Below are 15,972 nucleotides of genomic sequence, written 5' to 3'. Positions count from 1 at the left end.
TACGCATTTTGCAGAAGGAAGCGGTCCCCAGCACTTTGCTGGATCGTCAAGTCGTTTTTTGTTGTGCTAAGGCGTCCCGGAATTCCTTCCATAGGCCGCTGCGCCCGGTCAAACGGTCCGCTGTTTCCTCGCCGAAGGTGAGTTTCAGCTTTTGATAGGCTTCCCGCAGATTGACCGGCCGGGACGTAGTGTTATGTGCATCCGATGCTACCACATCAATGACACCGCTGCTCAGCCAGCGTTCCACCCGCCGCCGCTTCCAAAAGCTGCCCGGCTCCAGCACCGTGGAACCGTTCATCTGGCAGGCCACAGGATACCGGGCCTTCAGCTTTTCCAGCAGGCCCCGCGATTCCAGGCAGCGGTAACGCTCCACATGGGCCATCAGAATGGAGTAGCCGCACACAGCCACTTCTTCCAGCCCGTTTTCCAGCTCTTTGGCGGAAGTCTGCGGTAAAAACTCCATCAGCACCCAATCCGTACCGGCCAGCGTGGGCAGGCCGTTTTCTCTGGCCGCATCCCGCAGCATGGGGTTGTACAGCAGCTCCGCACCGGGGTACAGCCGCAATCCATACCCCTGCTGTTGACAATAGGCCTGCGCTGCATCCAGGTGGCGCTGGTAGCGCTCCTGTGGAAACTCCTCCAGGCCCGGTGTTGCATGAGTGGTGGCCACCAATGTGGTGATGCCGTTGGCGGCAGCTGCGTCCAGCATTGCCCGCATCTGTTCTTCCGTGCGGGCACCATCGTCCACTCCATAGACCACATGCGTATGCAGATCCAAAAACTGTTCTGTCATGGGCTCAGCTCTTCTTTTCTTCTGCCTCTTTTTCGTAGGCTTTGTAATAACTGGAATAATGCGATTTGTAATAATACTTCTTGTTGGCAAAGCCCTCGTACTCCACCTGATTGAGGATGGTGCCGAGGATGGGGCAGCCCGTTTGTTCCAACTGGTTTTTGGCGTCGATCAGCTCCTGCCGGTGGACCTGATTGTAGCTCACCACCAGCAGAATACCATCGCAGACCTTGGCGATCTCCGCAGCATCAATGACCACGCCCACCGGAGCCGCATCTACAATCACGTAATCGTACTCCTCTGCCAGTCCATCCAGCAGGTTCTGAAACCGCTCAGAGCTCAGCAGCGGGATGGGATTCAGCAGTTCGTGGCCCATAGGGATAAAGTCCATGCCCGGAACGTTGGTGTGGAACAGGACTTCCTCCTTTTCGGCAATGCCGGCCAGATAGTGAGACAGGCCCTGCTTTTTGGAACCCGGCGCAAACTGCACCCCATAAACAGTGGTGATCATGCTCCGCCGCAGGTCCGTATCCACCAGGACCACCCGCTTGCCTCGCTCTGCCAGCTTCCGGCACAGCGTAATGCTGGTAAAGCTCTTGCCCTCGGATGCGTGGGAACTGGTAAGCATGATCTTTTTGATATCCCGACCCAAAAAGGAGACATTGGTGGAAAGGGTGTTGAAGGCCTCATTGACCGGGTAGCTCAACTGGGGAAGTTTTCGAAATTCAAGTCTGTTCACAGCGTTTTCCCTCCCGGCAGCTTCAGGCCGATCTGCTTGTCTGCCCTCTGGTGTTTTGGCTCATCGCCCTTTTCCAGCGGGATCACCGCCATCGTCACCAGGCCGGTGTATTTCTTGATGTCCTCCGTCGTCTTGTAGGTATCGTCCAGCAATGTGATCACAACAATGACACCCGCACTGACCACAAAGCCCAGCAATGCTCCCAGCAGGATGCTTTTGGTCTTGTTCGGGCTGACCGGCTCCGTAGGAACCAGTGCTGTGGACATGATAGAGATCTTGTCCGTTGCCATCTTTTTGGCAATGTAGTCCTGCACCACGGTAACATACTCATTGGCGATGTCTGCTGCTTCCTGCGCAGACTCCGACGTCACGGTGATCTCCACCATCCGGGTGTTGGAGGCATTGGTCACAGAGAGCATCTTATCCAGCTGGCTGTAGGTATAGGGCAGGTCCAGGTTGGAGATCACCTTATCCTGCACCTCCCACATATGAAAGACCTGGATATAGTCATCGGTCAGGGCCGTGCCGATCCGGAGATCGGACATGTTGATGTCCGAGTCTTTCTGGCTGATGGCGTAAATGGTGGACGACGCCTGATACTTGGGCGTCACAAAAAACAGCACCCCAATGGCTGCGATCAGGGCGCAGGCCACGGTTGCTGCTGCGATCTCCCGCCACTTTCCCAGCAGCGCATAAAGCAGCTCCAGGAGGTCAATGGTCTCCTCGTCTCCATTGCCGGGCTGGGGCGAATTCACCTTATTGGGGGGTGGCATTTGGTATTCTGACATAGTTTTGTTCTCCCTTTGATTTATTCTGAAGCAGAAAGAAAGCAGTGGCAGCAAATGCCACTGCCTTCTGTAAACCTACAAAAGGTACTTTCTCAAACTCAGACCTTTGCAGTCTTCTTGGTCGCGACCACGGAACGCCTCCTGACGTTCCATGCGGCTGGCATTGGTCCCATCTCCGACCGTCATCCGGCTGCGGACAAAGGTCTCTGCCTGATCTCCATGCAGCGTCAGGGTCGTGCCCTTGGTCATTGCAGGGTCTATGGAGGAGAAATCATCCTCCAATGTCACAGTGACACCGCCTGCCAGATCGTTCAGCTCCGAGATGCCATCCATGTTCATGGCCACGTAAAAATCAATGGATTCTCCCAGCAGAAGACCTTCTACTGCCTCACGGGCATACTCGCAGCTTTCCTCCTTGCCATCGCCGAAGCCATGCGCAAGGCTGATCTGCATTTCTTTGGTGCCGATGGGGCTGCCAAGGTAGCCCAGCACAGTGCATTCTGTCATGGTATCCCGGTCGATCTTCAACTGACGGATGACCTGACGTTCCGGATCGATGACGATCAGCCGCTGGAAATCTCCCTGGCCGCCCTGGTAAGCGCCCTCGCTCTCCACAGCACTGTCATGGTCCACGCCCATCACGAGGATGGAGGTCAGCCCCTCCCGGCGCTGGTAGGTGACGCCGTTGTATTCCTGCGTTTCCACCGCTTCCGTCTGGGTCAGATCCCCGCGTACTTCTTCAACGCTCCTGGTCTCCAGCCAGCGTCCCCCTGCATACAGGATCACACCCAGCAGAAGGATACCTGCCGCAATGACCAGGATCAGCCACTTTGCTTTTCCTGCCTGGTCATATCGTTTCAAAAAGTTTTTCCCCTCCTCAGGGCACAATGACATCCGAGGTATAAAGCCTCATTTATAGAATATCACCTTTTTTAGCTATTTGTCAATGTTTTCCTCCATGTTTTTTCATTTTTTCCTACCCCCCCCCCGAAAATATGAAACGCATACAAAAAATCATTTTCTTTATGATTTATATCCGTCATTCTGCGTTTTCTGCATTGGAGTTTCATATGAAATGCTGTTCCCGGCACAACGAGGAGCGCCCCCGCACAAAACAGTTTCTGTGCGGGGGCGCTCCCTTTTTATTTTCTTATTTCATTTGTCTGCTCAGGCATCCGAGCGGGAGAAGGCATTCTTCATATTGCAGCTCAGTTCAAAGAGGACCTTGTTCAGCGTATCGGCGGCGCGGGCCTTCAGCTCTCTGGCGATGGCCTCGTTGGCCTCCGTGCGCAGGGCGGCACGGCGGGCCGGGTCGGCCTCCTGGGCCTGTTTTTCGTCGTAGGCGTTCAACAGAGCGCGTGTAGCGGAGAGGACGCCCTCCTCGTAGCGCTCGACATGGAAGATGGACTTGCCGTAAGCGGCATCGGCCATGGCGGCGATCATCCGGCTGACCCAGTAAAAGCTCTCGGTGGAGACTTCGCCGGTGGTGCAGGCGAGGTAGGCCGGGGTGGTGTCCACATTGGCATAGAACGGCACCATCGTGTTGAAGGCATTGGACGCATAGGCGATCCACTCCACCGTGCGGAACTCCTCCGGCAGATCCGGGCGCATCTGGGTCAGCGCCATGAAGCTGTTGCGGTTGATGCCGATCGTACGGTAGGCGCCCTTGCTCTTCGGGTCGCCATAGGCGGCATACGGGTCATATGGAGTGCCCTGATAGTGCGAAGACAGCAGGTATTTCACGTCTTCCGGTGTGATCTTCCGCTCTGGGACCATGCACCAGGGCAGGTCGTCCGAATGCGGGGTATAGTCTGCATCGGGGCCTTCCCAGACCCAGGTGTTGGGGTTCAGATGCCGCAGCATGAACCAGGCGCGCGGTGTGTTATACACATGATCGGCGTCGTCGTGGCTGCCGAAGGCATCGCGTGGGTTGAAGCTGCCGTCCAGCGAGAGGTCGAGGTGGTGCTTGTCCACAAAGGCCTTCAGGTCATCCGAGCACATGTAGTTTTCCTGTGCGCCGCAGGCGTCGGCAAAGTCGAAGCTGTCGATGCCGAGCTGGTTGGGCATCACGACATAGCTGTCGTCCGGCACACGGCGGGCCATCCAGTGGTGGCCGCCGATGGTCTCCAGCCACCAGATCTCGTTCACATCCTGAAACGCGATGCCGTTCATCTCATAGGTGCCGTACGTCCGGAGCAGCTCGCCCAGGCGCACCACGCCCTCGCGGGCCGAGCGGATATAGGGCAGCACGAGGCAGACGATGTCCTCCTCGCCAATGCCGCCGGGCACTTCCGGCCGTTCCCCTTTGGCGGGCTGATACACCACCAACGGGTCTGCACCCAAAACGCGCGGGTTGGACGTGATGGTCTCGGTGGCCGTCATGCCCACATGGGCCGCATTGACGCCCGCTGCCGCCCAGATGCCCTCGCCTTCCACTGCGTTGGGCATGGCCGTCATCCGCAGCGCATGGCCGGGCAGCGGCACCTCCACATGGGAGATCACCGACCGATAGACGGCCGGGTGCTCCTCCGGCTGCACGACCACGAACTTTTTGGCCGTGAAATGCCCCGAACCCGAATCGTCGTTGCGGGCGACCATGGTGGAGCCATCGTATGATGCGTTTTTGCCGACTAAAATTGTAGTACAAGCCATTGTTCTGTCCTCCGAAATTGTTTCCTTTTCTTTTCGGTTTGCCGAGGCTATTGTAAGCCTTTTTTGGGGAAAAGGCAAGATTTTTTGAGAAGGGAGCGTGGAAGTACGATTTATGGGACATCATGAAACATATTATGAATGCAGGCAACAAGATTTCCCTCCCACATCGTCAATCAGACGGTTTTTTCTTCGTAAAATTAGGCACTTTGCTAAAATCCTTTTCTGTTGTTTGTATTGGATTGACACCGTTCGCACCACGTCCTATCATTATGGTAAAATCACCCAAAGGAGGAATGTCGGATGAAACGTCCTCTCATTGCCCATCAGACACCCGACAGAACACGCACCCAGCTTCTGGAAACACACAGTCGCAACGTCGGTGAACGCTGCGGTGCTGCCTGTCAGCAGATTGGCATGGAACATCTTGGCCGCCTGACCGGACTTCTGCACGATCTCGGAAAAGCTGCTCACGAGGTTCAAGACTATCTTTATGGAGCCCCGATCGTCGGAAAGCTCAATCATTCCAGTGCCGGGATGCGGTGGGTCTGGGAAGCCTTTGGAAAAAACGAAACGCGGAAAAGTTACCGTCTGGCTGCACAGTTTGCCGCCATCGCCATCGGCTGCCATCACGGAACGCGCTGTGATATTTTTGACCCGGAAAACGGCAGTGAACCCTGGCTGGAACGAATGTATTCCGAGAAAGCAGACCCATTTTATGCCCAAAGCTGTGAAACATTTTTCACCGAGTGCATCCCACAGGAGGAGATTGAGCATGAAATGGCCCTTGCCGCCAAGGAGATGGCCTCTTTCTGGAAACAACTCAGCAACAACAACTCCAACAGCGTTTCGTTTCGGATGATGCTCGGTCTTGTTCAGCGCTATCTATTTGGTGCATTGGTCGATGCCGATTGGACCGACACCGCCCATTTTGAGGAAAACACGCCCTTGCCATCCGCTGAGGCAACCGACTGGCCCGCACTGGCGAACACCGTGGAGCATTTTCTTGCGGACCTGAAGCAAACCCGCACGATTGACTTTCTGCGGCAGGAAATCTCCGACCAGTGTCGTTCTGCCGGACAGAACGCTGCTCCCGGCATTTACCGGCTCTATGTTCCCACCGGAGGCGGCAAGACTTACTCCGGCCTCCGTTTCTGTATTCACGCAGCAGAGCACACCCATGCCAGCCGGATCTTCTATTTTGCACCCTATCGCTCGATCATCGGGCAGAACACCAGGCATTTCCGGAAGGCGCTCGGCAATTCCGCTCTTGTTCTGGAACATCACGCGGACGCCATCCAGGACGAGACTCTGCAGGAATCCATTCTGGCACAAACGCAGAATTGGCAGGGTGTGCCCCTCGTTGCAACGACCATGGTTCAATTTCTCAACACCCTGTTCGCTGCGCCTCGCCGCAATGCCCGCAGAATGCCCTCACTGGCCAACGCTGTCTTGCTTTTTGATGAGATCCAGTCGCTTCCCTTGCAGCACACCTACTTATTCAATATTGCACTCAACCTGCTTTCGCAGGCGATGGGCTGCACGATCGTCCTCTGCACCGCCACGCAGCCTCCTCTGGAGCAACTTGCTTATCCACTTTTGTTTTCTACTCCCAAGGACATCGTTCCAGATTATGCAAAACGCTTTGAGCAGTTCAAGCGAACCGAAATCGTCCCCATTCTCGACCATTCCGGTTTTTCTGCTGAATCACTGGCCGATTTTGCCTTGGACAAGCTCCAAACCAATGATTCTCTGCTCGTGATCCTCAACACCCGCCGGATGGTCGAAGCCGTATTCGATCATCTAAAACCGCTTCTGGGTTCGGATGTTCAGCTTTTCTGCCTTACTACACATCTTTGCCCGCAGCACCGCATGGATGTGATCGACGCCATCAAAGCCCATCTGGATCCACCACACCCGGCACAAAAGCTGATCTGTGTCAGCACTCAGCTCATTGAAGCAGGTGTAGATCTGAGCTTTGACTGCGTCATTCGCGGCATGGCCGGCCTGCCCAGCGTCGCACAGGCCGCCGGACGCTGCAATCGTCACGGTAAAACGTCCTGCCGCCCGGTCTATCTGCTCCCCTGCGCACAGAACGAAGAACATCTGGACTCCCTGCCGGATCTGGATGAGGGGCGTCGTTCCACAGAACGTCTGCTTTCCAGCCTGCCTGCTCATACAGACCTGCTCTCTCCGGCCTCCATTCAGGCCTACTACGATGCCTATTATTCAGAAGGTCGTCAGAAGAACCAGATGCTTGCCCCGACCGGGCAGGACGGACAGACGCTCCTCGACCTTCTGAGCGACAACAAATCCGGTGTCAAAGCATATCGGGAAACCCACCGTTCGGCACCGCCGCTTTCCCCTGTCATGCTTTTTCAAGCATTTGATACAGCCGAATCGCAATTTCATGCACTGGAAAGTGACACGATCTCCGTCATTGTGCCGTACCAGGAACAGGGGCAGAAACTCGTTTCATTATTTTTGTCCACCGAACATCCGAGTCCAGAACTGTTCCGTGAGGCACAGCATTATACCGTAGAGCTCAATAGCAGCGAGTTCCGACGCCTTGACCAAGCCCATGCGATCCTACCCGGAGCAAAAGGAGCCGTCTATCTTTTGCAGTCCAATTGTTATGACTCCATCAAGGGCATCCAGACCGAGCCCTCTGCACCGGAGGTTCTGATCTTCTGATAAAAAGGAGGAATTTCTTTGCAATATCCCAACACCATCACTCTGCTTGTATCCGGACGCTATGCACTTTTCAGCGACCCCATCACCCGTGTGGGCGGCGAGAAGTGCAGTTACCCCGTCCCGACGTACCAAGCGCTCAAAGGCATTCTGGAAAGCGTATATTGGAAGCCCACATTTATTTGGGTCTCTACCGATGTCCGCATCCTGAATCGGATCGAAACGCAATCCAAGGGCATCCGTCCCATCAACTACAGCAATGGCAAAAACGACCTTTCCATCTATACGTATCTGTCTGATGTTGCATATCAGGTGCGCGCCCACTTTGAGTGGAACGAGCACCGCCCGGACCTTGCGCAGGACCGGAACGAAAACAAGCACTACGCCATCGCCAAGCGAATGCTGGAACGCGGCGGGCGGCGGGACATCTTCCTCGGTACACGGGAATGTCAGGGTTACGTAGAACCCTGCACCTTTGGCGAGGGCCCCGGTGCTTACGACAACACTCCCTCTGTTCCGCTTGGCCTGATGCTGCATGGTCTGACCTACGCAGACGAGACCACCACTGGCACCATGCAGGAGCGTTTCTGGTATCCGGTGATGGAAAACGGCATCATCCACTTCTGCCGCCCGGAAGAGTGCCCCGTCGTCCGCGATATCCGGAAGCAGTCGGCCAAGCATTTCATCCTGAATGAAACGCTCCAAGGCTGCGATGATCTTTATCAGGAGGTGTTCTCCGAATGAGCTGGCTGGAACGCTGTTATCAGACCTATGAGCACATCCGCCGGGCAGAACCTGACCTCATCGGCAGGCAGGAACCCAATCGTGCCACCCTCCTGCCCGTCGGTCACACCACCCAGCAGGCACAGATTCAGGTAGAGCTCGACCTCGACGGCAATTTTCTGAACGCTTTTGTCCTGCGTAAGGATGAACAAACCACGATTATCCCCTGCACTGAACGCTCATCCGCACGAACTTCCGGCATTGTACCTCACCCACTTGCCGACAAACTTCAATACATCGCTTCCAATTATTCCGATTACGGTGGGCGAAAGGAGCCCGGCTGGGAGAAATATCACGAACAGCTTCTCAGCTGGTGTTCTTCCCCATTTTCCCACCCATTGGTCTGCGCTGTACTCCACTACCTCGAAAAAGGCTGCCTGATTCCCGATCTTCTTGCAAAAGGCATCCTGTTCACAGATGAAACTGGCAGACTTCCCGCAAAATATACAGGTGAAAAAGATGCTTCGCCCCAAATCGTTCGCGCCATTCCTTCTGGAGACCAGACTGAATCGTTCATCCGTTTTCGTGTCAACAACATTGATTTGTCCTGCACACCCGAACTCTGGGACAGTTTCCTGCATTTTTATGAATCACAGTTGACCGATCAGGACTACTGCACTGTTCTTGGTGAGAAAACCGCGATTTCCATGCTCAGCCCACAAAAGATCCGCAATGCCGGAGATGGTGCAAAATTGATTTCCAGCAACGACGAAACGAATTTCACCTTTCGCGGGCGTTTCTTTAACCCACGACAGGCGCTTTCTATCGGCTATCGCACCACGCAAGAAGCCCACAGTGCACTGCGCTGGCTCATCAGCCGTCAGGGCACAAATCTTGGTGATGAATCCATCCTGGTCTGGGGCACACAGGATGAACCGGTTCCCTCGCTTTGCGATGATACCTATGATCTTGCGCAGAATGCCCCTGCTGATGATCTCGATGACATGGAGATTCCAGAATTTGCTTTGATGCCCTCACAGGAAGCTTCCACCGCCGAGACCATTGCGCGGCAGTTCAATCGGGCGATCCATGGATACCGCTTGAAGCTGACCGACACCTCCCAGCTTTCCGTTCTGATCCTGGACTCTCCTTCTGGTGCCAAAGGCCGCCTTTCAGTCCGGTATTATCAGGAACTCAGCGGCTCCCGGCTGCTGGAAAACATCGTTGACTGGCACAAGACCTTTGTGTGGCTTTTGGAATACCGTTCCCGCCCCGCACCGGCACAGCCCGGAACGAAACCCAAGCTGGAACATTTTTCGTTTGTCGGAGCACCCGCTCCGGAGGACATCGCGAAAGCTGCTTACGGAGAAAAGGTCGATCAGAAACTCAAGCAACAGACTTTGGAGCGCCTTGTTCCCTGTCTGGTAGAACGAAGGCCGCTGCCTTATGACCTTGTGCGAAGCGCTGTACGCCGTGCTACGGCAGGCGTCACGCTGGAGCCCTGGGAAGCCCGTAAGACCCGCAGCATCGCCTGTGCGCTGATCTGCGGTTATTACAACCGATCGAAAGGAGAATCTTATTCTATGGCATTGGATGAAACCTGCCGCGACCGCAGCTATCTGTTCGGCCGCATCCTCGCCTGCGCAGAGCAGGTCGAACGCTATGCACAAAACCTGACCACCGATGAAAAACGTACAACGAATGCCGAACGGGCACAGGTCATGTTCGTACAGCGACCCGCCAAAACGACCGTTCTGCTGCAAAACAAGCTCACGCCCTATCTGAGCCGCATCCAGTCCAAAAACGGCAGCCGACGCCGTTATCAGCTCATGCTGGATCTGATCGATCAGCTCGGTGAAGAAAACTTCACCAACAAACCCTTGAGCGAACTTTATCTCCTTGGCTATTCCAGCCAGCTGATGGCCTTCCGCCGTGAAAACGAAGAATCGAAAAAGAATTCCAATCCGAGTGAAGAATAAATAACAGGAGGATCTACTATTATGAGTACTTTGAACCATAAGATCGACTTTGCCCTTGTTCTTTCCGTCCGCCACGCAAACCCCAATGGGGACCCGCTCAATGGCAACCGCCCCCGTGAGACCTACGAAGGCTACGGCGAGATCTCGGATGTCTGCCTGAAACGAAAGATCCGCAACCGCATGATGGACCTCGGCGCTCCGGTTTTTGTGCAGTCCAATGACCGCTGCATCGACGGCTGCAAAAGCCTGAAAGACCGTGCTGACTCTATTCCTGCACTGAAAAAAGAAAAAGACGCCGATGTTTACGCAAAAGTCGCCTGCCAGACCTGGCTGGATGTGCGCAGCTTCGGCCAGGTGTTCGCCTTCAAGAATGGCGGCGAGGCCGACGGTGTCTCGATCGGTGTGCGTGGGCCCGTATCCATCCACCCGGCGTTCAGCGTTGACCCCGTCGAGATCAGCAGCCTGCAGATCACCAAAAGCGTCAACGGCGTATCCGGTGCAAAAAAATCCAGCGATACCATGGGCATGAAGCACCGTGTGGACTTCGGCGTCTATACTACCTTTGGCAGCATCAACTGCCAGCTTGCCGAAAAGACCGGCTTCACGCAGGAAGATGCCGACCTGATCAAGCAGGCTCTCCTCACATTATTTGAGAACGACACGTCTTCTGCCCGGCCGGACGGCAGCATGGAGGTGATCCGCCTGTACTGGTGGGAGCACAACTGCAAGAGCGGACAGTATTCCTCCGCCAAGGTCCACCGCTGCCTGCATGTGAAGTCAACCTGCGAGACACCTCACAGCGCAGAGGATTACGAGATCACCTGCGACAAATTGGACGGTCTGACGCCGGAAGTGTATGATGAACACTGACGAATATCTGCAAATGTCCGGTATTCAACACTTTGCCTTTTGTAGAAGACAATGGGCGTTGGCCTACCTCGAACAGCAATGGTCTGAGAACCTTCGCACTGCAGAGGGGAGGCTGGAACATACCCGCTGCCATGACACCGCGCAGACCGAACGGCGGGGCGATCTGCTCATCACGCGGGGGATGAAGGTCGTCAGCCACCGGCTGCGGCTCAGCGGAGACTGCGACGTTGTGGAATTCCGGGCAGACCCGGAGGGCATCCCGCTGCAGCACACCGAAGGCCGCTGGCGGCCCATGCCGGTGGAGTACAAACATGGCCGCGCCAAGGAGAACGACGCCGACCGGCTGCAGCTCTGTGCGCAGGCCATGGCTCTGGAAGAGATGCTGGCCTGTGATATCCCGCAGGCCGCGCTCTTCTACGAGGAGACGCGGCGGCGGGAACTCGTCCCGCTGACGGACGCGCTGCGCCAAAAAACGCAGGCCATGGCCGACGAGATGAACCAGTATTTCGCCCGCGGCTACACTCCAAAAGTCAAGCCGGGAACCTTCTGCAACGCCTGCTCCCTCAAAGAGCTTTGCCTGCCCGCACTGTACAAACGCGCCGACCCCAGGGCCTACCTGAAAGCCTATCTGGACGAAGTGCAAGCGGAGGACACGCCATGAGACAGCTTTTGACCCAGCTTTACGTCACTTCGGAAGACGCCTATCTTTCGCTCGACGACGAAAATGTCGTGGTCAGCCGCCAGAAGACCGAGATCGGGCGGGTCCCGCTCCACACGCTGGAAGGGATCGTCTGCTTCAGCCGCTCCGGTGCCAGCCCGGCACTCATGGGCAAATGCGCGGCCAAGGGCATCGACCTCTGCTTTTTCAGCCCCTACGGCCAGTTTTTGGCCCGCACCGTCGGCGAAGAGCGCGGCAATGTCCTGCTGCGGCAGACCCAGTACCGCATCTCCGACAGCGAAGCGCTGAGCTGCCGCTATGCGCGGTACTTCATCCTTGGCAAAGTTTACAACGCCCGCTGGGTACTGGAACGCGCCACCCGCGACCACCCGCAGCGCGTACCCATAGAGGAACTCAAACGCACGAGTGCCCAGCTTGCGGCGGCGCTCCCGCTCATTGAGCAGTGCGACGATCTCGACCAGCTGCGCGGTCTGGAAGGGGAAGCAGCGCAGCGCTACTTTGACTGCTTCGACTCCCTCATTTTACAGCAGCATGAAGCGTTTCCGTTCGTGTCCCGAAACCGTCGGCCACCGCTGGACAATGTGAACGCGCTGCTCTCCTTTGCCTATTCTCTGCTGGCCCGCGACTGCGCTTCCGCACTGAGCAGCGTCGGGCTGGACCCGTATGTCGGCTTCCTGCACCGCGCCCGTCCCGGACGCCGCAGTCTGGCGCTGGACCTTATGGAAGAGCTTCGCGCCGTTTCCGCAGACCGGTTCGTGCTGTCCTGCATCAACCAGAAACTGCTGACAGCGAAGCACTTCCAGAAACAGGAGAATGGTGCTGTCCTCCTGACCGACGATGGCCGCCGCGCGTTTCTCAAAGCCTGGCAGACCAAAAAGCAGGAGCAGATCACCCATCCCTTCCTGAAAGAGAAACTGCCCTGGGGACTGGTGCCTTACGTGCAGGCGCTCCTTCTGGCGCGGACTCTGCGCGGTGATCTGGAACTGTATCCGCCATTCTTCTGGAAGTGAGGTTCGTCTATGCTGGTCCTGATCACCTATGATGTCAACACCGAGACCGCTGCTGGGCGCAAACGCCTGCGCAAAGTCGCCAAAAAGTGCGTGGACCACGGGCAGCGGGTGCAGAATTCTGTCTTCGAGTGCCTGCTGGACGCCGCGCAGTTTGCTGTTCTGAAGTCCGAGCTTTCCGCCCTCATCGACCCCGATCTGGACAGTCTGCGGTTTTATCAACTGGGCAACAACTATAAGACCAAGGTCGAGCACATCGGGGTGCATCCCCTGTTTGAATCCGGAGACGTGCTGATTTTCTAGCCCTCTCCCTCGGTGCGAATGGAAAGCACTCACCCCTTTTCCGTCTCCTTCGCACCATGTTTTCAAGCCGTTCTGTGCAGATCGCAGCTGTTTTTTCGGATGTTTTTGGACAAGCTCTTCCAAATCTGTGCAGATCGTTTTATAATGAAACAAAAGCGGAGATGTTTTTCTCCGTTTTTGCTGTCGCCCTCCTTGCGGAGGGCGTGGATAGAAATACTCCAAGCGCACCGCAGCACCGACGAAACCGTCGGTCGCCCTCCTTGCGGAGGGCGTGGATAGAAATGTTCAGTGCCCGCTTAAAATCGCCCTGCGCGGCCGGTCGCCCTCCTTGCGGAGGGCGTGGATAGAAATGCCGTAGGTCATGACGGCATAAGAGCGGGCCTTGTCGCCCTCCTTGCGGAGGGCGTGGATAGAAATATATCGCTCATACGTCAGATAACTTACCATTGGCAGTCGCCCTCCTTGCGGAGGGCGTGGATAGAAATAATGCACTGATTCGTCAGCTTGCCGTACACGTCGTCGCCCTCCTTGCGGAGGGCGTGGATAGAAATACGAAGTCGTTCACAGAACACGGCTATATCATCGTCGCCCTCCTTGCGGAGGGCGTGGATAGAAATGAGACCGGTGTACAGCAGAGCGTAGAAGCCCCACGTCGCCCTCCTTGCGGAGGGCGTGGATAGAAATGTGATTTCGGATATTGTCCTGAACAACAATTTTGGGTCGCCCTCCTTGCGGAGGGCGTGGATAGAAATACACGGCTTTCCAGCTTGGCGGTGAACATGTTATGTCGCCCTCCTTGCGGAGGGCGTGGATAGAAATGACATGGAAATCGACAAGAGCAAGCTGTCCCCCGAGGTCGCCCTCCTCACGGAGGGCGTGGATAGAAATGTGAAAAGCCACCTTGAACCCATCTGGCAGCAGGCGTCGCCCTCCTCACGGAGGGCGTGGATAGAAATTCCGCTGCGCGGTCAGCAGGGGTGCGGCCGGAGGTCGCCCTCCTCACGGAGGGCGTGGATAGAAATGATTTGCCCGGCGGGGCAGTGGGGCGGGGTCGCTGTCGCCCTCCTCACGGAGGGCGTGGATAGAAATTGGCTGCATCAACGATGCAGGCCCAAGAGCAAGCGGTCGCCCTCCTCACGGAGGGCGTGGATAGAAATTTCTTGGAGCTGCAAGGCGATGCCGATGTGGCGGGGTCGCCCTCCTCACGGAGGGCGTGGATAGAAATGGATGACGTAGCCCGACAAGAGGCACTCCGAAAGGTCGCCCTCCTCACGGAGGGCGTGGATAGAAATATTTGTTCTCCAAAAGTCCCAAATATTCTTCGAGTCGCCCTCCTCACGGAGGGCGTGGATAGAAATACCAACGCACAACAGCGGGCTGCAGCAGCCATCACGTCGCCCTCCTCACGGAGGGCGTGGATAGAAATTGTTGGTGTGGCCTAGCTTTTCGGCTCGTTGGGGGGGTCGCCCTCCTCACGGAGGGCGTGGATAGAAATATCTTTTTGCCGGTTTGGGATTTCCGGAGCTTTGGTCGCCCTCCTCACGGAGGGCGTGGATAGAAATCTAAAATTGACAACTCGGAGTCGTTGTGATAATGTCGCCCTCCTCACGGAGGGCGTGGATAGAAATCACGCAATAACGGAATTATCAATAGCCTGCTGTACGTCGCCCTCCTCGCGGAGGGCGTGGGTAGAAATATGATAGAAACAAAAACTACATTTGCAATTTCCAAGTCGCCCTCCTCGCGGAGGGCGTGGGTAGAAATATGTCCTGATACTCCGGGTCCTCCGGGGTCAGGGCGTCGCCCTCCTCGCGGAGGGCGTGGGTAGAAATTCCGAACGAATGCGTCAGGGTACGCCGCTTTGAGTCGCCCTCCTCGCGGAGGGCGTGGGTAGAAATGGCCGAGAGGATGATGCTCCGGGTCTGGAACGTCTGTCGCCCTCCTCGCGGAGGGCGTGGGTAGAAATAATGCACGTTTCAGACGTTAGATAATTACGAATCGTCGCCCTCCTCGCGGAGGGCGTGGGTAGAAATACGGAAGATGGACGTATTGCCCGGATTTGCGTAGTGTCGCCCTCCTCGCGGAGGGCGTGGGTAGAAATTTTTGTCATTCGAACCCTCTTTCCTTGTCCATCTGTCGCCCTCCTCGCGGAGGGCGTGGGTAGAAATTTCCGATCTCCACACAAGACGGCATAGACATGACGTCGCCCTCCTCGCGGAGGGCGTGGGTAGAAATAGCATAAAGCTCTGGTACGTCTTGGAGCCGAAGGTCGCCCTCCTCGCGGAGGGCGTGGGTAGAAATCAGATAGTCGGACACACCGACACTCCAGTTATACGGTCGCCCTCCTCGCGGAGGGCGTGGGTAGAAATGCTTTGGAATTTTTGCATCCCGCACGGGATTGTGCGTCGCCCTCCTCGCGGAGGGCGTGGGTAGAAATGTGCCTTCGGCATGGTAATAGACACCGTCGCAGCGTCGCCCTCCTCGCGGAGGGCGTGGGTAGAAATTTGAACTCCCGGAGGCACAGCCAGATGACGTGGAGGTCGCCCTCCTCGCGGAGGGCGTGGGTAGAAATTTGAACTCCCGGAGGCACAGCCAGATGACGTGGAGGTCGCCCTCCTCGCGGAGGGCGTGGGTAGAAATGTTCGGCATCTGGATCGTGACGTCCGTGGCGTTGCGTCGCCCTCCTCGCGGAGGGCGTGGGTAGAAATTCCGTGGTGTGCGTTGCCTTGTTCGGGTCAAGCGTCGCCCTCCTCG

At 56.4% G+C, this 15,972-nt stretch carries 12 protein-coding genes and 1 CRISPR repeat array (1 of these 13 only partly in view); of the genes, 7 read left to right on the top strand and 5 right to left on the bottom strand.

The annotated features are described in order from the left end of the window. Positions 1-46: 46 nt before the first annotated feature. From J3350_RS06125 to J3350_RS06105, 5 genes are all read right to left on the bottom strand, one after another. Positions 47-793, bottom strand: coding sequence for a CpsB/CapC family capsule biosynthesis tyrosine phosphatase (locus tag J3350_RS06125; protein ID WP_097793559.1), 747 nt, complete (start codon positions 791-793; stop codon positions 47-49). 4 nt (positions 794-797) lie between these two features. After that, complete coding sequence (locus J3350_RS06120) at positions 798-1,529, bottom strand: CpsD/CapB family tyrosine-protein kinase (RefSeq protein ID WP_207686049.1); 732 nt, start codon at positions 1,527-1,529, stop codon at positions 798-800. Then, positions 1,526-2,317: a YveK family protein gene (locus J3350_RS06115; protein WP_207686048.1), complete on the bottom strand. Its 792-nt coding sequence runs from the start codon at positions 2,315-2,317 to the stop codon at positions 1,526-1,528. Before J3350_RS06115 ends, J3350_RS06120 begins: the two co-directional genes overlap by 4 nt. A 75-nt stretch (positions 2,318-2,392) precedes the next feature. Further along, positions 2,393-3,178, bottom strand: a complete 786-nt coding sequence (locus J3350_RS06110) for an LCP family protein (protein ID WP_207686047.1) — start codon at positions 3,176-3,178, stop codon at positions 2,393-2,395. Between the two features lie 306 nt (positions 3,179-3,484). Continuing rightward, complete coding sequence (locus J3350_RS06105) at positions 3,485-4,969, bottom strand: C69 family dipeptidase (RefSeq protein WP_207686046.1); 1,485 nt, start codon at positions 4,967-4,969, stop codon at positions 3,485-3,487. Positions 4,970-5,269: 300 nt separating this feature from the next. Between J3350_RS06105 and cas3 the strand changes: the two genes are divergently transcribed. The 7 genes from cas3 to cas2 are packed head-to-tail and all read left to right on the top strand — an operon-like array spanning position 5,270 to position 13,218. Beyond that, on the top strand, positions 5,270-7,660 hold the full coding sequence (gene cas3 / locus J3350_RS06100; RefSeq protein ID WP_207686045.1) for a CRISPR-associated helicase Cas3': 2,391 nt from the start codon (positions 5,270-5,272) through the stop codon (positions 7,658-7,660). 18 nt (positions 7,661-7,678) lie between these two features. Beyond that, positions 7,679-8,401, top strand: coding sequence for a type I-C CRISPR-associated protein Cas5c (gene cas5c, locus J3350_RS06095; protein WP_207686044.1), 723 nt, complete (start codon positions 7,679-7,681; stop codon positions 8,399-8,401). Continuing rightward, positions 8,398-10,359, top strand: a complete 1,962-nt coding sequence (cas8c, locus tag J3350_RS06090; RefSeq protein WP_207686043.1) for a type I-C CRISPR-associated protein Cas8c/Csd1 — start codon at positions 8,398-8,400, stop codon at positions 10,357-10,359. Before cas5c ends, cas8c begins: the two co-directional genes overlap by 4 nt. Positions 10,360-10,380: 21 nt before the next feature. After that, positions 10,381-11,229: a type I-C CRISPR-associated protein Cas7/Csd2 gene (cas7c, locus tag J3350_RS06085; RefSeq protein ID WP_207686042.1), complete on the top strand. Its 849-nt coding sequence runs from the start codon at positions 10,381-10,383 to the stop codon at positions 11,227-11,229. Next, positions 11,216-11,890 carry a CRISPR-associated protein Cas4 gene (cas4, locus tag J3350_RS06080; RefSeq protein ID WP_370569273.1) on the top strand — a complete coding sequence of 225 codons (675 nt, stop codon included), beginning with the start codon at positions 11,216-11,218 and terminating at the stop codon, positions 11,888-11,890. Before cas7c ends, cas4 begins: the two co-directional genes overlap by 14 nt. Beyond that, on the top strand, positions 11,887-12,918 hold the full coding sequence (gene cas1c, locus J3350_RS06075; RefSeq protein WP_207686041.1) for a type I-C CRISPR-associated endonuclease Cas1c: 1,032 nt from the start codon (positions 11,887-11,889) through the stop codon (positions 12,916-12,918). Before cas4 ends, cas1c begins: the two co-directional genes overlap by 4 nt. A 9-nt stretch (positions 12,919-12,927) precedes the next feature. Then, positions 12,928-13,218, top strand: coding sequence for a CRISPR-associated endonuclease Cas2 (gene cas2 / locus J3350_RS06070; RefSeq protein ID WP_207686040.1), 291 nt, complete (start codon positions 12,928-12,930; stop codon positions 13,216-13,218). Positions 13,219-13,400: 182 nt separating this feature from the next. Further along, positions 13,401-15,972: a CRISPR direct-repeat array (repeat unit 20 nt; unit sequence CGGAGGGCGTGGATAGAAAT); it runs 2,723 nt beyond the window's last position.

It is taken from the genome of Faecalibacterium sp. Marseille-Q3530, from assembly GCF_017377625.1.
Lineage (GTDB): Bacteria > Bacillota > Clostridia > Oscillospirales > Ruminococcaceae > Faecalibacterium > Faecalibacterium prausnitzii_E.
Note: the sequence above shows the minus strand (reverse complement) of the source record. Positions and strands in the feature narration are given on the sequence as shown.